The 21,910-nt window shown below is 57.2% G+C and carries 14 protein-coding genes; all 14 read left to right on the top strand.

Annotated elements, in window-relative coordinates:
• Nucleotides 1-699: a transposase gene (locus CJD38_RS07940; protein ID WP_107939811.1), complete on the top strand. Its 699-nt coding sequence runs from the start codon at nt 1-3 to the stop codon at nt 697-699.
• A complete protein-coding gene (locus CJD38_RS07935) occupies nt 647-1,393 on the top strand; it encodes a response regulator (RefSeq protein ID WP_206362925.1) in 747 nt (248 codons plus the stop codon). Before CJD38_RS07940 ends, CJD38_RS07935 begins: the two co-directional genes overlap by 53 nt.
• A complete protein-coding gene (locus CJD38_RS07930; protein WP_107939809.1) occupies nt 1,390-3,177 on the top strand; it encodes a sensor histidine kinase in 1,788 nt (595 codons plus the stop codon). Before CJD38_RS07935 ends, CJD38_RS07930 begins: the two co-directional genes overlap by 4 nt.
• A 72-nt stretch (nt 3,178-3,249) precedes the next feature.
• Entirely contained in the window at nt 3,250-6,132 is a 2,883-nt protein-coding gene (locus CJD38_RS07925; RefSeq protein WP_107939808.1) for an Ig-like domain-containing protein, read from the top strand.
• Nucleotides 6,133-6,321: 189 nt separating this feature from the next.
• Nucleotides 6,322-11,043: a glutamate synthase-related protein gene (locus CJD38_RS07920; protein WP_107939807.1), complete on the top strand. Its 4,722-nt coding sequence runs from the start codon at nt 6,322-6,324 to the stop codon at nt 11,041-11,043.
• Nucleotides 11,044-11,085: 42 nt separating this feature from the next.
• Nucleotides 11,086-12,549, top strand: coding sequence for a glutamate synthase subunit beta (locus CJD38_RS07915; protein ID WP_107939806.1), 1,464 nt, complete (start codon nt 11,086-11,088; stop codon nt 12,547-12,549).
• A gap of 131 nt (nt 12,550-12,680) precedes the next feature.
• The gene (locus CJD38_RS07910; RefSeq protein WP_107939805.1) at nt 12,681-13,052 is read left to right on the top strand and encodes a hypothetical protein; all 372 of its coding nucleotides are present in this window, start codon (nt 12,681-12,683) and stop codon (nt 13,050-13,052) included.
• A gap of 54 nt (nt 13,053-13,106) precedes the next feature.
• Nucleotides 13,107-13,757, top strand: coding sequence for a YceH family protein (locus CJD38_RS07905; RefSeq protein ID WP_107939804.1), 651 nt, complete (start codon nt 13,107-13,109; stop codon nt 13,755-13,757).
• A complete protein-coding gene (locus CJD38_RS07900) occupies nt 13,754-14,878 on the top strand; it encodes a PQQ-dependent sugar dehydrogenase (RefSeq protein WP_107939803.1) in 1,125 nt (374 codons plus the stop codon). The genes CJD38_RS07905 and CJD38_RS07900 overlap by 4 nt, the downstream gene beginning before the upstream one ends.
• Before the next feature lie 11 nt (nt 14,879-14,889).
• The gene (hrpA, locus tag CJD38_RS07895; protein WP_161554188.1) at nt 14,890-18,738 is read left to right on the top strand and encodes an ATP-dependent RNA helicase HrpA; all 3,849 of its coding nucleotides are present in this window, start codon (nt 14,890-14,892) and stop codon (nt 18,736-18,738) included.
• A gap of 83 nt (nt 18,739-18,821) precedes the next feature.
• A complete protein-coding gene (locus CJD38_RS07890; RefSeq protein WP_107939801.1) occupies nt 18,822-19,085 on the top strand; it encodes a TFIIB-type zinc ribbon-containing protein in 264 nt (87 codons plus the stop codon).
• Nucleotides 19,086-19,175: 90 nt separating this feature from the next.
• The gene (gene pyrF, locus CJD38_RS07885; protein ID WP_107939800.1) at nt 19,176-19,889 is read left to right on the top strand and encodes an orotidine-5'-phosphate decarboxylase; all 714 of its coding nucleotides are present in this window, start codon (nt 19,176-19,178) and stop codon (nt 19,887-19,889) included.
• The gene (gene hemE, locus CJD38_RS07880) at nt 19,882-20,946 is read left to right on the top strand and encodes a uroporphyrinogen decarboxylase (RefSeq protein WP_107939799.1); all 1,065 of its coding nucleotides are present in this window, start codon (nt 19,882-19,884) and stop codon (nt 20,944-20,946) included. The genes pyrF and hemE overlap by 8 nt, the downstream gene beginning before the upstream one ends.
• A 22-nt stretch (nt 20,947-20,968) precedes the next feature.
• Nucleotides 20,969-21,901, top strand: coding sequence for a 1-acylglycerol-3-phosphate O-acyltransferase, YihG family (gene yihG / locus CJD38_RS07875; RefSeq protein ID WP_107939798.1), 933 nt, complete (start codon nt 20,969-20,971; stop codon nt 21,899-21,901).
• The last annotated feature ends 9 nt before the right edge of the window (nt 21,902-21,910 follow it).

The raw sequence follows: 21,910 nt of genomic DNA, 5'->3' as shown, positions 1-21,910 counted from the left end.
ATGGCTCGTCTGCCGCGCTTAGCAGTCGCCGGGCATGTCCATCATGTCTTGCAGCGTGGCAACAATCGCCAGCCCATCTTTATCGATGCGGAAGACTATCAGCGCATGCTCAGTCTTTTGGCCGAGCACGCGGCTCGCGAGAAAGTCGCGATCCATGCCTATGTTCTGATGGGCACAGAGTTCCATCTCTTGGCCACGCCAGAAAGCGATAACGGCCTGTCGACCATGATGCAGTCTGTTGGCCGTCGCTACGTGCAGTACTTCAATAAGCGACATCAGCGCAGCGGCACATTGTGGGAAGGACGCTATCGCGCAACATTGCTTCAGCCAGAACGTTGGTTGATCAATAGCAAAATATTTATCGATCTCAATCCAGTGCGTGGCGGTCTGGTGACGCGCGCATTAGATTATCGATGGTCCAGTCATGGTCACTATGTGGGCCATCACGTCGATAAGTTAGTGACGCCACACGCGCTCTACTGGGGCTTGGGGAACACGCCATTTGCACGCGAGGCGCGTTATGCGGAGCTGGTCAGTCTTGGTCTCAACACGCAACAACACACCGAGTTGATGGAGTCCGTACTCAAAGGCTGGCCTTTGGGTGATGCGAAGTTTGTTGAGGGCGTGCAGAAGCAGACCTTGCGTCGTGTCGTACGTCGACGTGCTGGACGGCCGCAATCAAAACAGTTGTCGTCGTGACCTTGCCGAGGACGAATCAGTGGCAGGGATAAACCGCGTATTGGTCGTTGAGGACGAAGCGCAAACGCGCGAACGACTCGCGCGCGCCGTAAGTGCTGACGCCAATCTTGAACTCTGCGGCACCGCCGCCAACTGCGCCGACGCGCGCTTGCTGTTTGCTGAGCAGCGTCCGCAAGCCGTGTTGATTGATCTAGGTTTGCCGGATGGTGATGGCGCAGCGCTCATTCGCGAACTGGCAGCTGTAGCGCCAGAGACATTGTTCATGGTGATCACCGTGTTTGGTGACGAGACGCATGTGGTGGAGGCGATCAAGGCCGGCGCCAGTTCATATCTCTTGAAAGACGCCAGCGCGCTTAGAGTGGCGCGCGCTATTCATGAGATGTTTGACGGAGGCTCGCCGATCAGTCCCGCAGTGGCGCGCCATCTCTTGCAGCGCATGCAGACCCCGAGCGAGCCCAAACGCGCAGAGCCTGCCGCTCAGCTTTCCGCCCGTGAGCGCGATGTGCTGCTTTTGGTTGCCAAGGGCTATGCCTATCTTGAGATTAGTGAAGCGCTGGATGTATCGGTCAACACGGTTGGCTCTCACGTCAAACAGATCTACCGCAAGCTAGCGGTCAGCTCGCGCGGCGAAGCCGTGTATGAAGCGGTGCAGCAGGGGCTCATCAGCGATCTCAGTAGCGGACGGCCTCATTGAATTGGTCAACGCGCGGGTTGTCGCTGCTCCTGCTCAGTGTCTTTGTGATTGTGGTGCTGACGGCGATCGCGTTGTTACACCGTGCAGGCCCAAGTGGCGATGGCATGCGCGTGCATTGGCTGGTGCAATTGCAAGGCGAAAGCACGCGTTATCAAAGTCATTTCACAGTGTCTGCCAGCACCGCTACGCAAGCGCTGTACATCGAAAGCCTGAGTGGCGCTGCCACCATCTCGCTTAACGGCACAGTACTCGCGCAGCGCCGCATTCCTGCTGCGGTCCCCGCGTTGGGTAGCTCACAACCGATGCTAGTGTCGCTGCCTAGCGCGTTGCTACATGCGGCAGACAACGAGCTTGCGATTGAGCAAATAAGCGCGCCATCAAGCAGCACTTTTATCGGCGCAAGTTATCTCGGCGACGAGGCGCTGCTGGCGACGAATTACGCGCAGCGGCATTTTCTCAAGCACACACTACTGATCGCACTCATCGTCACGACATTGGTGTTGGCAGGCGTGAGCTTCGCGTTGTGGCTGCGGCGCCGACACGAAAAAATCTACGCTTGGCATACGCTGACCTGTGTGACCGGTAGCGCCTACTGCGCTTTGCCGATTAGCCCACTGCCTTTGCCGAGCATCTGGCTCGATGCCTTGCTGCTGCTGTTCTTCCTCTGGTTTGTTGTGAGTGCAGCGTGGCTGGGAATATGTCTGGCCTCCAAGCCACAACCCAAAACGTGGCAGCGCATTACTTACGCTGTATTCAGCGGCTCTGCGTTGATCGTCATTGCGAGTCTGTTCTGCACTCCGCAAGAATTTCGTCACGCCGTTCCCTGGGCTTACATGGGAATTATCGCGCTCGGCACTTACACCACTGCCACCGTGTTCTGGCGGCAGTACTTCACACGCTGGGATAGCACTGCGTTTTGGATGCTCGGTGCGGTGATGTGTATCTGCATGGTGTCGTTGCACGATGGCGCGCTGCTGTTGGGCCTCATCGCACCGGATGATGGTTTCTGGCTCGCCTATGGCGCACCGCCGCCCGTCCTCGTGTTCACCGCGCTTCTGCTGCGAAATTTTGTGAATGCGCTGACCGAATCCGAGTCGCTCAGTCGCGAGTTGGAGCAACGCGTCGCTGTACGCGAGGCGCAGATCGCGTCCAACTACCAAGCACTTCAGCGCGCTGAGAGTGATCGTGTGGTGAGTGCTGAGCGCGAGCGACTGTTTGGCGATTTGCACGACGGTCTCGGCGGCACGCTCATCGCCACGCTGTCGCGACTTTCCAACGAGGGCGCAGGCAAAAGTGCGGTCGCGCTCGGTGTGCAGGCCGCACTGGAAGACTTACGCCTCACGCTCGATTCGCTCAACCCGGAAGAGCGCTCACTGCGTGCTGTGTTGGCGCCGCTGCGAGAGCGTCTCGCCAACGTTTGTGCCGATGCCGAAATAGCACTGGTGTTTAGCCTGAGTAGCCTCGACGACGGCTTCGAGTTGCCGAAGTCACAGACGCTGCATCTGCTGCGCATTGTGCAAGAGGCAGCGATGAACGCCGTGCGCCATGCCGAAGGCAGCAGTCTGCGCATCACATTGCATCGCATCACCAATGATGAAGGCGCGAAGCAACTCGAAGTGCTGATCGACGATAACGGTCGTGGCATGCCCGCATCGGGTGACGCACGCCCCGGACACTACGGCCTCGCCAATCTGCGCCGCCGCGCTGTGCAGATCGGCGGCGGCATTGAATGGCTAGCGCTGCAACCGGGCACGCGCGTGCGCTTGACGCTGCCGCTGGTGTAGCACTCACCAATTTATGTGATATCGCGCCGAGCGCTGAGCCACTACAACTGACGCCTGTCTTTTAGGATCGTCATGAACAGCTCCTCGCGCCATCACCACAAGCGTTCTTTTGTCAGCAACTTTTTTGCGGCGATGCTGCGGCCTGTTGCGTTGCTGGCGCTCCTGCTGGTGTTGGCAGCCTGCACCAACAACACGGGGAAGTCAGCCGCGCGCGTCGAGATTGTGCAGACCGGCTTGCTGTTCACCGAACGCGGGCAGACCCGCCAACTCAGCGCCCGCGTATTCGATGAAGCAGGTGTGCCGATCGATACCCCCGTGCGCTGGTCGTCGTCCGATGCGGCGAACATCAGCATTGCGAGCAACGGCATTGCTTCTGCCGAACGCAGCAGCGGTTCCACCCAGATCACCGCCATGGCGGGCGAAGTGCGTTCAGCTCCTTTGCTTGCCGTCGTAACCACCGTCGCTGCTGGCACCGTGTTGGTCAGCGACGAACAGATCGCGCGCGGTGTCGCAGAGAGCGACCCCGACGCAGCGCCTAGTCTCGACAACACCTACACCGTCGTCGTTAGCGGCATTGCGCTGCCGGCCGTGGGTACGCTGATGGTCGGCACCGGCTCTGCTCCTGTGGCGGGTCGCGTGGTGTCAGCGCGCGAGGTTGCTGGCGGCGTTGAAGTCACGTTAAAGCTCGCGCCGCTGTCGGTGCTGTTTCCGGGCTTGGAGATCAATCAGCGTTTCAATCTCGCCGACGTTGCCGCCACGATTCCGGAGAGCGTGAATGCTGGCTACACCGTGCTGCGCGAGGGCAACACGTACACGTTCACACCGCGTCCTGAAGTCAGAGCAGCCTTAGCGAAGGCAGGTGGTGTCCCAGCCGGCACGCGAACGTTGTTTCAAGGCTGCGAAGGTTCAATCAACGGTTTGGGATTGGGCGATGGTGCCGCACCGCCGTTCGTATTCGAGCCGCAGCCAGTTTTTAGTTTCACCATCGCCCCGGCGCTGGACGTGATCTATACCGAGGCGCGTGGATTGGAACGCTTCGTGGTGACCGCCGAGCCGACGTTCTTGATCGACGGCACCGTTAAGGCCACAGCGGCTTTCGAAGGCAAGGTTTCCTGCAAGGCAGAACTGCTGATCTTCCCGGTTCCGGTTGGTGGCGCGCTGTCGGTTCTCATCAGTGGCCTAGTGCCAGTCGGCGTCGGCTTCGAGCTCGGCGGCAAAGTGACGGTGGCGCAAATGAAGCTCGGCCTCAACAGCCGCACCAGTGCCAAGGCCGCGCTGGGTCTGGACTGTGAAAGTGAATGCACCTTCGTCAATGAGCTGACCGATTTTGTGAATACCAACACCCCGACGGTGGATGTGCCGGGCTTGGATGATTTTCGCGTCAAACCGGAATTCACCGCGTTTGGATACGTCGAGGCCGCCGTCGGCAATCGCGTTTTTAGATCGCTTCAGTTCAAGGCATTCGAGATCAAGGCTGGGCCTAAACTCGAAGGCGAGTTTGCACCCGCTGCAACGCAGATCGCCGCCACCGATTTCAAATCGAGCTACAAGCTTTCACTCGTACTCAACGCCGGTTTCGGCGATGACATTGAGAGCGTGTTGAACATTCTCGGTGTGGTGAAGGTGGGTGATGAAGTGCTGGAGAAAGCGATTGACTTGGCAGGCTCTCCGACCGGCGTGCTGACGGTGGATCGAGATCGCTTTGTCAGCGGCGAGACAGCGCAGTTTCAACTCAAGCTCGACCCAGCGACCATCAATTTTCTCGGGCTCTACAACGTTAGCGAGATCGTGTTGATGCGCACCGCCGCCGGCCAGCGCGAGGTTGAGGTCGCACGCTCACGCGCCACGAACGGCCAGACCACTTTCAATTTCACCTTCATCGCAAACAATTCAGGTTTGACCAGCGAGTTCACCGCCTTTGCAGTGACGCCGCTGCTGCCGTCGGCGCTGATACTGGAACTCGACACCGCCCGCGCCAGCAATGCTGCGCCCGTGGCCGTCGATGACGATGAGAGCGTGATCGAAGGCAGTTCAGCCGTAACGTTCTTCGTGCTCAACAACGACACTGATGCTGATGGCGATGCCTTGGAGATCAGCGCCGTGACACAACCCGCGCGCGGTTCGGTGGCGACCAGCGCCAATGGCTTGAGCCTGAGTTATCGGCCTGCCACTGGCTTCGTTGGCACCGAGACTTTTGAATACACGATCACCGATAGCAAGGGCGGTAGTGACAAGGCGAAAGTCAGTGTAGAAGTGCAGCCACGATCGGCGGCCACCGCGCGGCTCATCGCCGTCAGCATCGCCACAAGAGCGGGTGCTTCGAACTGCGCTAGCGCGGGAGACCCCGACTGCGATCTCAGGGGTTCGTCCACCGGTGAAGAGAAGATTCTGACTGAAGAGACAGGTTTTGGCCGCAACACGGAAACCACCGGCAGCGGAGAGCAGACTTTGCAGGGGAGGCAGTCCGTTGCCAGCGGCAATGGCGCTGTGACGCTGGATCGCGCAGACGGCACCGTGGGCGCGATCACGCTGAGTTGTAGCGGATCCGCCGGCTTCGGCGCTGGGCCTGAAAGCCCGGCCCGCATCAAAAGCGACGCTTCCGCGCGCACGACAGCGACTGTCCTTTTCAGCATTGAGGGCGAGACGGGCTTGCGCTACAGCATTGCGGCGAGTGGTACTGCCTCGGCCCCCACTTCCTCGAACCCCAGCTTGCCAATCCTGGCTGGTGCTAGCGTCAACGCCACCTTCCACTCACCGCGCGCCAGCTTGTTTACCTTCACCCGCAGTAGCTCCGGGAGCGACGATAGAGGCAGCAATACAGGGTTGCTGGGGCCGGGTCGACATCAAATTTCGATCATCTGCAGTGCTAGTGGCCGCGATGGCCCCGACAGTGGATATGCCGGCGGCGGCGGCTCTACCAGCGGCATGACTGTCCAGCTGACGCTGCAACCTTGAGCAAGGCACCCATTCTGTTTTCCTTCACTTGCAGCAGTTATAGGTTTATTTTTAATGTGTCCCTAATTAAAGTATTTTAAATATGACAAGTATATTAATTAGGTTCTGACCCCAATTTAAAAATCTTGGCATTGTTGTTGCACTGCACTATCCTCCCCGGTCCAGATTGACGTCTTTAGAGGATGTGCCATGGAGCACAAGATTCAGCAGGCCCAGCAGCACGGTCTATATAGCGCTAAGAATGAGCATGACGCCTGCGGCGTCGGCTTTGTCGCGCATATCAAGGGCAACAAGAGCCACTCCATTATTGAGCAGGGTCTGCAGATTCTAAAGAATCTCGACCATCGTGGCGCTGTGGGTGCCGATCCATTAATGGGTGACGGCGCGGGCATTCTCATTCAGCTCCCCGACCAGCTCTATCGTGAAGAGATGGCCAAGCAAGGCGTCGAACTACCGCCTGTTGGCGAGTACGGCGTCGGCATGGTGTTCCTGCCGAAAGAAAACGCTTCACGTATTGCTTGCGAGCAAGAGATCGAACGCTCGATCCGCGAAGAAGGCCAAGTGCTGCTCGGCTGGCGCGATGTCCCAGTGAACCGCGACATGCCGATGTCGCCAACCGTGCGCGCTAAAGAACCCGTCATCCGTCAGATCTTCATTGGTCGCGGCGAAGACATCATGGTCACCGACGCGCTGGAACGTAAGCTCTACGTCATCCGCAAATCATCCGGCCACGCGATCCAAGCGCTCAACCTGATTCACGGCAAGGAATTCTTCGTGCCGTCGATGTCAGCGCGCACGGTTGTATATAAAGGTCTGTTGCTCGCTGACCAAGTCGGCGTGTACTACCTCGACCTGCAAGATGAGCGTTGCGTCTCCGCACTCTCGCTCGTGCACCAGCGCTTCTCGACCAACACTTTCCCTGAATGGCCGCTGGCGCATCCTTACCGCTTCATCGCGCACAACGGCGAAATCAATACTGTTAAGGGCAACTTCAACTGGATGCGCGCACGCGAAGGCGTGATGGAATCCGACGAGCTCGGCGACGATCTCAAGAAGCTGTTCCCGCTGATCTATGAAGGCCAGTCCGATACCGCCAGCTTCGACAATGCGCTCGAACTGTTGGTGATGGCTGGTTACCCGATCGCACAGGCGATGATGATCATGGTTCCAGAAGCGTGGGAAAACCACACGCTGATGGACGACAACCGTCGCGCCTTCTACGAATATCACGCAGCCATGATGGAACCGTGGGACGGCCCCGCCGCGCTCGCGTTTACCGATGGCCGTTACATCGGCGGCACGCTCGACCGTAACGGTCTACGCCCTGCACGCTTCATCGTCACCGACGACGACCTCGTCGTGATGGCTTCGGAATCCGGCACGCTGCCGATTCCGGACGCGAAGATCACCAAGAAGTGGCGCCTGCAGCCGGGCCGCATGTTCCTGATCGATCTCGAAGCCGGACGCATCATCGAAGACGAAGAGCTGAAGAACACTTACGCCAGCGCCAAGCCTTACAAGACTTGGGTCAACCGCGTGCGCATCAAGCTCGACGAACTCAAGCTGGTGCCGACCAAGACTTTGCCGGAAGAAGTCTCTGCTGTTTCGCTGCTCGATCGCCAACAGGCTTTCGGCTACACGCAGGAAGACATCCGCATCGTCATGGCGCCAATGTCAGTTGATGGCGAAGAAGCCACCGGCTCGATGGGCAACGACTCGCCTCCGGCCGTCATGTCCAATAAGTTGAAGCCGCTGTACAGCTACTTCAAGCAGCTGTTCGCGCAGGTGACCAACCCGCCTATCGACCCCATTCGCGAAGCGATGGTGATGTCCTTGGTGTCGTTCATCGGTCCTAAGCCGAACGTGCTCGACATCAACAACAACAATCCGCCGATGCGTTTGGAAGTATCGCAGCCGATTCTCGATTACTCCGACATCACCAAGCTGCGCAACATCGCCGCGCACACCGGCAACAAGTTCAAGTCGTATGAACTGAACATCTGCTACCCAGCGGCTTGGGGCAAGGAAGGCATCGAAGCACGCCTCGCCTCGCTCTGCGCCAAAGCTGTGGATGCCGTGAAGTCGGGCCACAACATCATCATCGTGTCTGATCGCAAGATGGACGCGGACATGGTTGCGATCCCTGCACTGCTCGCCACGTCAGCCATTCACTTGCACTTGGTGAACAAGGGTCTGCGTACTTCGACTGGCCTCGTTGTTGAAACCGGTTCGGCTCGCGAAGTGCATCACTTCGCATTGCTCGCAGGCTACGGCGCAGAAGCAATTCACCCGTACCTCGCAATGGACACGCTGTCAGCAATGGCCGCTGGTCTCACTGGCGATCTGTCGCCAGAGAAGGCGATCTACAACTTCCAGAAAGCTATCGCCAAGGGCTTGATGAAGGTCATGTCCAAGATGGGCATCTCGACCTATATGTCCTACTGCGGCGCGCAGATCTTCGAAGCGATTGGTTTGAATCGCTCGCTGGTCGACAAGTATTTCCGCGGCACGCCATCGAACATCGAAGGTATTGGTGTATTCGAAGTCGCCGAAGAAGCGCTGCGTCTGCACAAGGCTGCATTCGGTAACGATCCAGTCCTGGCCAACATGCTCGACGCTGGTGGCGAATACGCCTTCCGCGTGCGTGGTGAAGAGCACATGTGGACGCCAGACGCGATTGCCAAGCTGCAGCACTCGACCAAGTCGAACAGCTACAGCACGTATAAAGAGTACGCGCAGATCATCAACGATCAGAGCAAGCGTCATATGACGCTGCGTGGTCTGTTCGAGTTCAAGATTGATCCGAGCAAAGCGATCTCGCTGGATGAAGTGGAACCGGCGAAGGACATCGTCAAGCGTTTCGCAACCGGCGCCATGTCGCTCGGTTCGATCAGCACAGAAGCGCACGCAACACTTGCAGTGGCGATGAACCGCATCGGCGGTAAATCGAACACCGGTGAAGGCGGCGAAGATCCAGCGCGTTATCGCAACGAGCTCAAAGGCATCGCCATCAAAACCGGCGACACCATCGCGAGCGTAATCGGCGCTGATCAGGTTGAAGCCAACATTCCTTTGCAGGATGGCGACTCGCTGCGTTCGCGCATCAAGCAGGTGGCTGCAGGCCGCTTCGGTGTCACCACCGAATACCTGAACTCTGCTGATCAGATTCAGATCAAGATGGCGCAGGGCGCCAAGCCTGGTGAAGGCGGTCAGCTGCCTGGCAAGAAAGTTTCCGAGTACATCGCTCGTTTGCGCTTCTCGGTGCCGGGCGTTGGTTTGATTTCACCTCCTCCGCATCACGACATCTACTCGATCGAAGATCTTGCGCAGCTGATCCACGATTTGAAGAACGCCAACCCGCGCGCTTCGATCTCCGTGAAGCTTGTTGCTGAGAGCGGCGTGGGTACGGTTGCTGCAGGCGTTACCAAGGCCAAGTCTGATCACCTCGTGATCGCGGGTCATGACGGTGGCACCGGCGCTTCGCCTTTGTCATCGGTCAAGCACGCAGGCGCGATGTGGGAACTCGGCATGGCCGAAACCCAGCAGACGCTCGTGCTCAACGGCTTGCGTTCGCGTATCCGCGTACAGGCTGACGGTCAGATGAAGACCGGCCGTGACGTCGTGATCGCTGCACTGCTCGGCGCTGATGAAGTTGGTTTTGCAACCGCTCCATTGGTTGTCGAAGGCTGCATCATGCTGCGCAAATGCCATCTCAACACCTGCTCCGTTGGTGTTGCGACGCAAGACCCAGTGCTGCGTAAGAAATTCGCAGGCAAGCCTGAGTACGTTGTGAACTACTTCTTCTTCGTTGCTGAAGAAGCACGTCAGTTGATGGCGCAGCTCGGCATTCGCAAGTTTGATGATCTGGTTGGTCGTTCTGATCTGCTTGATCAGTCCAAAGCAATCTCGCATTGGAAAGCTCGCGGTCTCGACTTCAGCCGTCTGTTCTATCGTCCGGAATCTCCGGGCGGCGCTTCGCTGCATCACACCGAAGAGCAGGATCACAATCTTGCCAAGGCGCTTGATCACAAGCTCATCGCACAAGCCAAAAATGCTATCGAGAAGGGCGAACGCGTTTCGTTCATCTCGCCGGTCCATAACTTCAACCGCACCGTCGGCACCATGCTCTCGGGCGAAGTGGCCAAGAAGTACGGCCACGAAGGTTTGCCAGACGACACCATTCACATTCAGCTGCAGGGCACCGCAGGTCAGTCGGCTGGCGCGTTCCTCGCGCACGGCGTGACGCTGGATCTGGTTGGCGAAGGCAATGACTATGTGGGCAAGGGTCTCTCGGGCGGTCGCATCATCGTGCGTCCAAACACCGAATTCCGCGGCCGCGCAGTCGACAACATCATCATTGGCAACACCGTGTTGTACGGTGCGATTGCAGGTGAGGCTTACTTCAACGGCGTTGCTGGCGAACGTTTCGCTGTCCGTAACTCAGGTGCTGCGACGGTTGTCGAAGGCACCGGCGACCACGGTTGCGAATACATGACCGGCGGTACGGTTGTTGTACTCGGCGGCACGGGCCGTAACTTCGCTGCAGGTATGTCCGGCGGTGTTGCTTATGTCTATGACGAGAACGGCGACTTTGCCAAGCGCTGCAACATGGCGATGGTTGCGCTTGATCCGGTGCTCACCAGCGCCGAGCAAGACAAGACCGATAAGGCGCTGTGGCATAGCTTGAAGCGCGGTGGTCAGTCACAAACCGACGAAGCGATTCTCAAGGGTCAAATTGAGCGTCACTTCAAGTTCACCGGCAGCACGCGTGCGCGCAATCTGCTCGACGATTGGGCCAATGCTCGCAAGAAGTTCGTGAAGGTGTTCCCGCACGAATACAAGCGCGCACTGGGCGAAATGCATGCAGAGAAAGCTGCAGCAGCGTCGAAGAAAGATGCAGTCACCGCGTAAGCGTTGAACGAGCGAACTAAAAAATATTTGTAGAGGTGCACTATGGGTAAGGTAACGGGCTTCCTGGAATATCCGCGTCAGAAAGAGGCATATCTGCCGGTCGACTCGCGCGTGAAGAACTACAAAGAGTTCGTGCTCACGCTGGAAAATGATCAGGCCAAAGTACAAAGCGCACGCTGCATGAATTGCGGTACGCCGTTCTGCACGACTGGCTGCCCGGTGAACAACATCATTCCGGATTGGAATGATCTGGTTTACACCGGCGCTTATCAGGCTGCGCTCGACACGCTGCACTCGACGAATAACTTCCCTGAGTTCACCGGTCGCGTTTGCCCGGCACCTTGCGAAGCCGCGTGCACACTCAATGTGAACAACGATGCCGTCGGTATCAAAAGCATCGAGCACTTCATCATTGAGAAGGGCTTTGAAAATGGTTGGGTCACGCCATTGCCTGCTGCGGTCAAGACCGGCAAGAAAGTTGCGGTCGTTGGTTCAGGCCCTGCTGGCCTCGCCGCTGCACAGCAACTTGCGCGCGCTGGACATGATGTGACTTTGTTCGAAAAGAACGATCGCGTCGGTGGTCTGCTGCGTTACGGCATCCCTGGCTTCAAGCTCAACAAAGAAGTGATTGATCGTCGTATTGAGCAGATGAAGGCAGAAGGCGTGACCTTCCGCACCAGCGTTTACATCGGCAAAGATCCGCTGTCGATGATCACCAATCTGGCGAAGGAAACGATCTCGCCGGATCAGCTGAAGAAAGATTTCGACGCCGTGCTACTCACCGGTGGCTCCGAACAGGGCCGCGATTTGCCAGTACCAGGCCGCGAACTCAGCGGCATCCATTTCGCGATGGAATTCCTGCCGCAGCAGAATCGCGTTGATGCAGGCGACAAGGTTGCTGACCAGATCAAAGCGACAGGCAAGCATGTTGTCGTTATCGGCGGCGGTGACACCGGCTCCGACTGCGTTGGTACCAGCAACCGTCACGGCGCTGCTGGCGTCATGCAGTTTGAACTGCTGCCACAGCCACCCGTCACCGAGAACAAGCCGCTGGTATGGCCTTACTGGCCGATCAAGCTGCGCACGTCTTCGTCGCACGACGAAGGCTGTGATCGTGACTGGTCGGTTGCGACCAAGCGCTTCGAAGGTTCAAACGGCAAGGTCGAGAAATTGATCGGCGTTCGTCTCGAATGGAAGGACGGCAAGATGACGGAAGTCGCCGGTTCCGAATTCGAAATGAAAGCGGACCTCGTGTTGCTTGCCATGGGCTTCGTTGCTCCAGCAGCGCAAGTGCTTGAAGCTTTCGGTGTTGAGAAAGACGCACGCGGTAATGCCAAGGCAACGACCGATGGCGAAGGTTGCTACAAGACTTCCGTCGACAAGGTTTTCGCTGCAGGCGACATGCGCCGCGGTCAATCGCTTGTGGTTTGGGCGATTCGCGAAGGTCGTCAGGCTGCACGCGCTGTCGACGAGTTCCTGATGGGTTCATCGGATCTGCCGCGTTAAGCAAATGCTGTAAAGGAAAAGCCCCATCGCTGAGCAATCGGCGATGGGGCTTTTTGTTAATGCGGCGATTTGCTGCAAACATTCAGCACTCGCTTTATCCTCAGGCGGTCGAACACTCGCGAGGAACCGCTATGCGCAATGCACTCACTCTCCTGCTCGCTCTGATTCTGGCCGCGAATGGCCTGCTGATGCTGATTGCCCCTGAGCCTTGGTATCACCTGATTCCCGGCGTCTCCAGCACGGGCCCATTCAATCCGCATTTTGTCCGTGACATTGGCTGCGCCTATCTGGTCTGCGGCGCGTCGTTCTTCTGGCTGGCGCGTGATGTGCGCGCGCAACCTGCTGCGCTGGTCTCTGCGGTGTTCTTATTGCTGCATGCACTAACGCATATATGGGATGGCATCGCGGGGCGCGAGAGTATTGAGCATTTGCTCCTCGATATTCCCGGCGTGTTCTTATTGCCCGCACTTGCACTGTGGCTCAGTGCAAAGCGGCAAAGCTGATACTGCGGCGCTGCGGTAGACTGCCGCGCTTTTTGTCGAATCACACAGGCATTTATGACCCCACAACTCAGCCCCAACGAAGCACGCGTCATCGCTGCGATGGTCGAAAAATCTATTGCCACGCCGCAGTACTACCCGATGACGGTCAACGCCATCATGCTGGCCTGCAATCAAAAGAGCAGCCGCAGCCCAGTGATGAATCTGAGCGAAGGTGATGTTGGCGCTGCGCTCAATGCACTTGAACAAAACAAATTGGTCGCACGCGATGACTTTGGCGGGCGCGTCGCCAAGTGGCGTCATCACTTTCACAATCAATTGCTGTTGAAGCCGCCCGTGATGGCCGTGCTCGCAACTTTGATTTTGCGTGGGCCGCAGACCTTGTCTGAATTGCGTGCGAACGCCGTTGTACTCGGTGGCCCAGCAGATGCTGACGGTGCTAATCAGGCGCTGCAAGACCTCGCGGATCGTGCGCAGCCTATGGCGACATTGCTGCCACGTGCGGTAGGACAATCATCGCTGCGCTACGCCCACACACTGAGCGGCGAAGTCGCCACGCCATTTTCACCAGAGCAGACCAGCCCAGCGGCGACGGTTGCAACAACAGCCAGCGGCGAGAAAATTTCTTTGGCCGATTTGTATGAGCGAATTCGTGTGCTGGAAGCAAAGGTTGCTGAGTTAGAGCAACGTCAGACGCCAGTGGAATGATCAAGTTGCGCCACCTATTGCTTGCGGCACTGCTGGCGCTATTTTCGCTGGTTGTTTACAGCAACTATGTCGAAGGCAAACCGGCTCAATCGGCGTTAGACGTGAAACGCATCGCGCACGGCCTGCAACAGCCGTGGGCACTGGCGTTTTTGCCTGATGGACGCATGCTCGTCACAGAAAAGCCCGGGCGCCTGCGCATCGTTGATGCGGCGGGCAAGATTTCTGCACCGTTAGCTGGCGTGCCAAGCGTAGTGTTCAAAGGTCAGGGCGGTTTGCTGGATGTGGTGCTTGATCCGCAGTTCGCCAAAACTCGGCGTATCTATTTCAGCTATAGCGAACCGCGCGCCGATGGCGCGAACGGCACAGCTGTGGCTCATGCCGAACTTGCACAAGATCGTATCGAGAATCTCAAAGTCATCTTTCGCCAGCAGCCCGCAATAAAAAGCGACAAGCACTTTGGTTCGCGACTCGCATTTGCAGCCGACGGCAATTTATTCGTCACTGCAGGTGAGCGCGGTAGCGCCATGCAGCAGGCGCAAACGCTGGACAACGATCTCGGCAAAGTCATCCGAGTCACGCGTGAAGGCGATGTACCCGCAGATAATCCTTTCGTCATCCGCAAAGATGCGCGACCCGAGTTGTGGTCATACGGTCACCGCAATCTTCAGGGCGCTGCGATCAATCCATGGAGTGGAAAGCTGTGGACGCATGAACACGGTCCGCAAGGTGGCGACGAGATCAATATTCCTCAAGCAGGCCGCAACTACGGTTGGCCTATCATCACTTACGGCGAGCAGTACGGCGGCGGCAAGATTGGTGAGGGCATTACAAAAAAAGAAGGCATGGAACAACCGATTTATTATTGGGTTCCATCGATTGCGCCATCCGGCATGGCTTTCTACAACGCAGCGCGTTTTCCTCAATGGCAGGGAAATCTTTTTGTTGGCTCACTCAAGTTCGGGCAGCTCGTACGTTTGCAGCTGAAGGACGACAAGGTACTGAGCGAACAACGTTTCGATATCGGTCGCCGCGTGCGTGATGTGCGGCAGGGGCCAGATGGGTATCTCTACTTACTGACAGATGAAAGCGACGGTCAGATTTTGCGCGTCGGTCCGCGTTAAGGATTAAAGCCGTGGAATCTGTCGCAAAGCTCAAGACTGCTTTTGGCGCAATACGCGAGCAACTGCTCGTGCGTGATGCCGTGCGCCTTGACCGCACATTGGCACAGGCGCGTGAAGGTAAATTTGATATCGGGCGATTCAATGCTGACGTGCAGCGCGCGCTACTTGCCGCCGAAAATCGCGCGCGCCTAAAACCACAAACGATTAGTTATCCAGAAGAATTGCCTGTTGTGCAGGCGCGCGAAGAATTGCTCGCGGCAATTCGTGGCAACCAAGTCGTTATTCTTTGCGGCGAAACGGGCTCCGGTAAAACCACGCAGTTACCTAAGCTTTGTTTAGAGCTTGGCCGCGGGCAGCGTGGATTGATTGGTCACACGCAACCACGTCGTCTTGCTGCACGCAGTGTTGCAACGCGCATTGCCAGCGAACTCAACGGCAAGCTGGGTGAACTGGTCGGATATGAAACGCGCTTTGATCGCCGAGTATCCGAGCGCTCAATGGTCAAGCTGATGACGGACGGCATTTTGCTCGCCGAGTTGCAGCGTGATCGCGAATTGCTGGCCTACGACACCATCATCATCGACGAAGCGCACGAGCGCAGTCTCAACATCGATTTCTTGTTGGGCTGGCTTAAGCGCCTGCTGCCTAAACGTCCTGATCTTAAAGTCATCGTGACTTCGGCAACGCTGGATCCCGAGCGTTTATCCAAACACTTTGATGGCGCGCCGATTCTTACGGTGTCCGGTCGCGCTTATCCGGTGGACGTGCGTTATCGCGCGCCAGATAAAGATGATGATCTTGAAGATCGCGTCGGCGCTGCAATTGCTGAACTATGGCCTGGCGCACCGCGTGGCGATGTGCTGGTGTTCTTGCCGGGTGAGCGCGAGATTCATGATCTTGCGCGTTCATTGCCTGGCCGTTTCCCACGCGCAGAAATTCTGCCGCTGTATTCGCGTTTGCCTGCACAACAGCAGGATCGTGTGTTCAGCACCGGTGGCCCAGCAAAAATTGTTCTCTCGACCAACGTCGCTGAAACATCACTGACGGTTCCGGGCATTCGCTTTGTTGTCGACACCGGTACTGCGCGCATCAATCGCTTCTCACCGCGTCTCGGCGTGCAGCAATTGCAGATTGAAGCAGTGGCGCAGTCTGCAGCTAATCAACGCTCAGGTCGTTGCGGCCGCATTGGTGCGGGCATTTGTATTCGTCTGTATGAAAAAGAGGAATTCGAAGTTCGTCCTTTGTTTACGGACCCCGAAATCTTGCGCGCCAATCTTGCTGGCGTCATTTTGCAGATGGCGGCGTTGAATCTTGGTGACGTTGAAGACTTCCCTTGGATTGATCCGCCAGAGTCACGCCATGTCTCCGATGGTTATCGTCTACTGCAAACGTTGGGTGCCTTGGATGATGATCGCCGTCTGACGCGACTTGGGCGTGAACTTGCGCGCCTACCGCTGGATCCACGCATCGCTCGCATCGCGATGGCCGGTCGTGATCAAACCAGTTGTCGCGAACATATCTGGGCTTTGGCTGCGGCTTTGTCCGTGCAAGATCCACACGACGTTCCGCCAGAAGCGCAAGAAGCTGCACGCGCCAAGCATGCGACCTGGCGTCATCCACGCTCAGACTTTTTGAGTTTGCTGAATCTTTGGCAGAAATGGCGCGAATGGAGTGATGCTTCTTCCAATCGTCAGCTACGAAAAATCTGTCGCGACAACTTTGTCTCTTACTTGCGTATGGAAGAGTGGGAAGCGGTTTATAAGCAGATTGTTGATCTGCTGCGACATGATCAACCCGAAGAGCCGCGTGATTCGAAGCTGACACTCGATGATCTGTTGCCGCAGATTCACAAATGTCTGCTTGCAGGTTTGATTGATCACATCGGCCTCAAAGCACCGGACAAGCCGGAGTATCAAGGCCCGCGTGGTCGCAAGTTCAAAATATTTCCTGGCTCTGCGCTGGCGAAGAAAGCGCCGCAGTGGTTGATGAGCGCGCAACTCGCACAGACCAGCCAGTTATTCGCGCGCGTGAATGCAGCCGTCGAACCCGAGTGGCTCGCAGAAGTCGGCGCGCATTTGGTCAAGCGCACGCTGACGCATCCGCAGTGGAATGGTGATCGCGGTGAAGTCACGGCGACTGAACATCAGAGTTTATTCGGTCTGCCGCTGGTCAAGCGTCAGCGCCATTACGGTTCTCTGGAGCCAGTAGAAGCACGCCGTATTTTTATACTTGATGGTTTGGTGCGCGGCGACTGCCCGAACAAGCTCGATTTCTTGCAACGCAATCTCAAGCTGATTGAAGAAGTGCGCGAGAAAGAAACGCGTCTGCGTCGCCCGGATTTGCTTGCTGACGAAGATCAACTCTGTGAGTTCTACAACCAGCGCGTGCCAGCCGATGTCTGCACGATCGCGGGACTGAAGAATTGGCTGCGTCAGCTTGGCGCTGGCCAAGCGCCACCAAAACCAGGAGAAGGCGCCAAGCGTTTTGGTGCAGTTTTGTTGATGGTGGAAGAAGACGTGCTGCGCTCAGGTGCCAATGCCAACGTTGCCGAACTATTCCCCGATTTTCTCGATATTGGTGAGCACACGCTGGAACTCAGCTATGCACACGATCCGGGCGAAGATGAAGACGGCGTGAGTTTTCATATTCCGCTATCGCTGCTTTACGCACTGCCGAAAGATGCGTTTGATTGGCTCGTGCCAGGCTTGCGCCCGGCGCGCATTGAAGCGCTGATCCGCACGCTGCCGCAAAATCTGCGTCGCTATTGCACGCCCGCCGCGGATTACGCCACGGCGCTTGCTGCGCGCATGTCGCCGAGTGATGGCGATTTTCTCTCTGCGATTTGCAGCCACTTCCACGCGATGACGGGTGTGAAGTTGGAACCGAGTAATTTCTCACCCGAAAAATTACCAGTGCATTTGAAACCGCGTCTGGTGGTTGAAGATGACAAAGGCAAAATGGTCGCCGAAGCCGAGACACTGCAACAGCTCCAACAAGGCAACGCTGCGCCCGCACGCGCCGCGCTCTCGCAAGCTGCGACTCGTGATGAAGTAGCGAAACGATGGGTGCGTGACGTAATCGATCAATGGGACTTCGGCGATTTGCCAGAGTTTGTCGATTTGGCCGGTGGTGCGCGTGGGTATCCTGCGCTGCAAGTGACAGGCGCAACGATTTCGCTGCGCTTGCTGGAATCGCAAAGTGTTGCGGCCACCACACATGCGATTGGCGTGCGTGCGCTGCTACTTTCCAAATTGCCCGATCGCATGCGTGATTTAGCCAAGACCGCCAAGAGCAAACTCAATCTCGCTTTGGTCAATGCACCCTACACTTCAGATGATCTCGCGCAGGCGATTGCTGAGCGTGCCGCGACATCGGCATGGGATACGGCAGCGATTCGCACGCAAGCGCAGTTCAACACCGCACTGATGCACCGCGGCGAGTTCGGCCGTGAAGCCGCCAAGATGCTGGATGAAATTTGTGCGTGGCTGCTGACGGCGGCCGAACTGAAGCGACGCTTGCGCTCACACGGCAGTCAATGGGCGGAGTCGATCAACGATCTGCAAGGCCAATTACAAAACCTGTTCGCGCCCGGTTTTGCTGCATCGGTGCCCGATGCCCAATGGCCGCGCATCGCGACCTATCTCAAGGCCATCGGCATTCGCCTTGATCGTCTTGCGAATAAACCCGCGCGTGATGCCGAACTCACCGCATCGCTGCGTAAAGTTGCAGATCGCATCCCCGAGCCTTTCCATCCCGCGCGTTGGGTGCTGGAAGAGTGGCGCGTGGCCCTGTTTGCGCAGGAGCTCAAGGCGCAAGGCGCGCCCAACGCCGAGAAAGTGGCGGCCTTGATCAAGGCCTAGCGCGAAGTTGCGTGTCGAACCTTCGTAGGGGCTCACTGTCCTAGAGCCGGCAATACAACATTGCTAGATCAGGATCAGGCCACATGAAATGCCCCGTATGTAAAGACACAAATCTCACCATGGCGGACCGCCAAGGCATCGAGATTGACTATTGCCCGCAATGTCGCGGGGTTTGGCTGGATCGTGGTGAGTTGGACAAGTTAATCGAACGCTCTGTCGCCGAAGTGCCACAAGCACGTCCGCAGGAGTCGCGCAGTTCCAAGCCTTCTTACGATGACTCGCGGGACTCGGACTACTACAAGCACAAAAGAAGGAAGAGCTTGCTGGGCGAGTTGTTCGATTTCTAGACCTGACGCAAGAGAGGCCCTGACGCGGTACAAGGGCAATAAATCTTGGCTTTCCGGGGTAAAATAGGCCGTCCCCAAAGATGCCCTGCCATGTCCAAGCTGATTCCTGCCCGCGAACGCCTGATTATTGCCCTTGATGTGCCCGAAGCCGAGCAGGCCAAGGCGATGGTCAACGCCCTGGGTGATGCCGGTGTGTTTTACAAAATCGGCATGGAATTGCTGATGGCGCCTGGCTTCTTCGAACTGCTGGAATGGCTGCGCAACAACGACAAGAAAGTCTTCGTCGATCTGAAATTCTTCGACATCCCCGAGACGGTTGCGCGCGCGGTGAAGAATCTCGCCGAACGTGGTGCGGATTTCTGCACCATTCATGGCAATCAGTCGATCATGGAAGCGGCGGCGAAAGCCAAGTCGGGCAATCTCAAAGTATTGGCAGTGACGGCGCTCACGAGCCTCGATCAAGGCGATGTCGCCGACATGGGCTTCGACTGCAATATCGCTGATCTCGTTCTGTCGCGCGCACGTCGCGCACTGCAAGCCGGTTGTGATGGCGTGGTGTCGTCTGGCCTTGAAGTCGAACGCCTGCGCCGCGAGGCACCGCATGAACTCATTTGTGTAACGCCGGGTATTCGTCCGGTAGAAAACAAACCCGATGGTGATCAAAAGCGCGTGATGACGCCCACGCATGCGATCCAGTCGGGTGCTGACTACATCGTAGTAGGCCGTCCGATTCGTGACGCCGCTGATCCGCGCAACGCCGCGCTTTCCATCCAACAAGAAATTGCGAGTGCTCTGCGTGCCTAATCAAGATTTGAAGAATGACCGTTTTCTGCGTGCACTGAAGCGTCAAAAAGTTGATCGCACGCCGGTTTGGATGATGCGTCAGGCTGGGCGTTATTTGCCTGAGTACCGCGCCAGTCGCGCCAAAGCTGGCGGCTTCATGGACCTCTGCCGCAATGCTGAGTTGTGCTGCGAAGTAACGCTGCAGCCACTCGCACGCTACGGCCTCGATGCTGCAATTCTGTTCTCCGACATTCTCACCATTCCCGACGCGATGGGCCTCGGCCTGCGTTTTGTCGAAGGCGAAGGCCCAGTGTTTGATCGCCCCCTGCAAACGGTGGCGGACATTCGCAACATCGGCATTCCTGATCCCGAAGGCGAACTGCGCTACGTGATGGATGCGGTCAGCACCATCAAATCCGCGTTAAATAATTCGGTGCCGCTGATTGGTTTTGCCGGCAGCCCGTGGACGCTGGCGACCTACATGATCGAAGGTCAATCCAGCCGCGAATTCGCCAAGACCAAGAAGATGATGTTCGACGAGCCTGAAGCGCTCGACGAATTGCTGGCGAAACTTTCTGAATCTGTTGCGATCTATCTGCAAGCGCAGATCGCTCGTGGTGCCGATGCCGTGATGGTGTTCGACACTTGGGGCGGTGCGCTGAGCCCGGCCGCGTATCAACGTTTCTCGTTGCAACCAATGGAACTGATCGTCGCCAAACTCAAGAAGTTTGCGCCACATATTCCGGTGATTTTGTTCACCAAGAATGGCGGGCAGCATTTGTCGAAGATGGCGGACACCGGTTGTGACGCCTTGGGCGTAGATTGGACTACGGACCTGCGTGATGCTCGCGCCAAAGTAGGTCATCGCGTCGCGCTGCAAGGCAATCTGGATCCGCTGTGCTTGTTGGCGCGACCCGAACGCATCCGCGAACAAGTCGCACGAGTATTAGAAAGCTTTGGTCCGGGCGAAGGACACATCTTCAATCTCGGTCACGGCATCCTGCAGCAAACGCCGCCGGAGCATGCCGCGGCGATGATTGAAGCCGTGCACGAACTGAGCCCGCGTTATCACGTCTGATTAGGCGTGTTGGAGGCTAAGAATGTTTTCAATTTTGTTGCCTGGATTCTTAGTTGGCGCGGCTACTTTTCTGGCCATGCTGGCGCTGTTGATCGTCACTTTTGTGTTTTTGCTGCCGGGCATTTTGCTCAAGCTGATTCCCTATGTGCCTTTGCAGCGCGCCTGCAGTCGCTACTGCGTCGGCGTCGCCATTCAATGGGCCGCGACGAGTCAGCTGATTTATCGCATTTTTCATCCCAAGCAGTGGCAGGTGGATATTCGCGGAAAGCTCGACTCTAATCGCAGCTATCTGCTGGTCAGCAATCATCAATCGATGACCGATATTCTGCTGCTGTTTGATGTGCTGCATCGCCGCGTGCCGCTGCCGCGCTTTTTTTTGAAACAACAACTGATGTACGTGCCGATTATTGGCATGGGCTGCTGGGCGATGGATTTCCCATTCATGAAGCGCCACAGCAAAGCTGCCGTGGCCGCCAACCCGGCTTTGCGTCACGAAGATCTGGAAGCCACCCGCCGGTCCTGCGAGATTTTCCGCACTGAGCCGGTGACGCTGGTCAATTTCGTTGAGGGCACCCGTTTTTCGGAGGCCAAGCGCCTAAAAAACCGCTCGCCATACCGTTATTTGCTGCGCCCGAAGTCAGGCGGCATGTCTTTTGCGTTGAATGCTATGGGGGATCAGTTCGCTGGCTTGATCGATGTGACAGTGGCCTACCGCCAAACCGGTAAGCCTTTGTTCTGGAGCTGGCTTTGCGGGGAGCAGGATGATCTGGCGATACGGGCCGACATCTCAGCGATTCCGGCTGATCTGATTCATGGGGATTACGAGCACGACGAAGAGTTTCGGGGGCGCTTCCAGGGTTGGGTCAACGATCTTTGGACGCGGAAAGACGCTAGGCTGGGGAAAATGCTGGATCAACCGCTCAGTAGCCCGGTTAAGCCCGCACATCACTTTTAGTCCCACTTG

This window comes from Stenotrophobium rhamnosiphilum (assembly GCF_003052265.1).
Taxonomy (GTDB): domain Bacteria; phylum Pseudomonadota; class Gammaproteobacteria; order Nevskiales; family Nevskiaceae; genus Stenotrophobium; species Stenotrophobium rhamnosiphilum.
Note: the sequence above shows the minus strand (reverse complement) of the source record. Positions and strands in the feature narration are given on the sequence as shown.

Excerpts from the sequence above, each read along its gene's own strand:
- CJD38_RS07940 (WP_107939811.1), top strand. The coding sequence starts at position 1 with ATGGCTCGTCTGCCGCGCTTAGCAGTCGCCGGGCATGTCCATCATGTC.
- CJD38_RS07925 (WP_107939808.1), top strand. The coding sequence starts at position 3,250 with ATGAACAGCTCCTCGCGCCATCACCACAAGCGTTCTTTTGTCAGCAAC.
- CJD38_RS07920 (WP_107939807.1), top strand. The coding sequence starts at position 6,322 with ATGGAGCACAAGATTCAGCAGGCCCAGCAGCACGGTCTATATAGCGCT.
- CJD38_RS07915 (WP_107939806.1), top strand. The coding sequence starts at position 11,086 with ATGGGTAAGGTAACGGGCTTCCTGGAATATCCGCGTCAGAAAGAGGCA.
- CJD38_RS07910 (WP_107939805.1), top strand. The coding sequence starts at position 12,681 with ATGCGCAATGCACTCACTCTCCTGCTCGCTCTGATTCTGGCCGCGAAT.
- CJD38_RS07905 (WP_107939804.1), top strand. The coding sequence starts at position 13,107 with ATGACCCCACAACTCAGCCCCAACGAAGCACGCGTCATCGCTGCGATG.
- CJD38_RS07900 (WP_107939803.1), top strand. The coding sequence starts at position 13,754 with ATGATCAAGTTGCGCCACCTATTGCTTGCGGCACTGCTGGCGCTATTT.
- CJD38_RS07890 (WP_107939801.1), top strand. The coding sequence starts at position 18,822 with ATGAAATGCCCCGTATGTAAAGACACAAATCTCACCATGGCGGACCGC.
- pyrF (WP_107939800.1), top strand. The coding sequence starts at position 19,176 with ATGTCCAAGCTGATTCCTGCCCGCGAACGCCTGATTATTGCCCTTGAT.
- yihG (WP_107939798.1), top strand. The coding sequence starts at position 20,969 with ATGTTTTCAATTTTGTTGCCTGGATTCTTAGTTGGCGCGGCTACTTTT.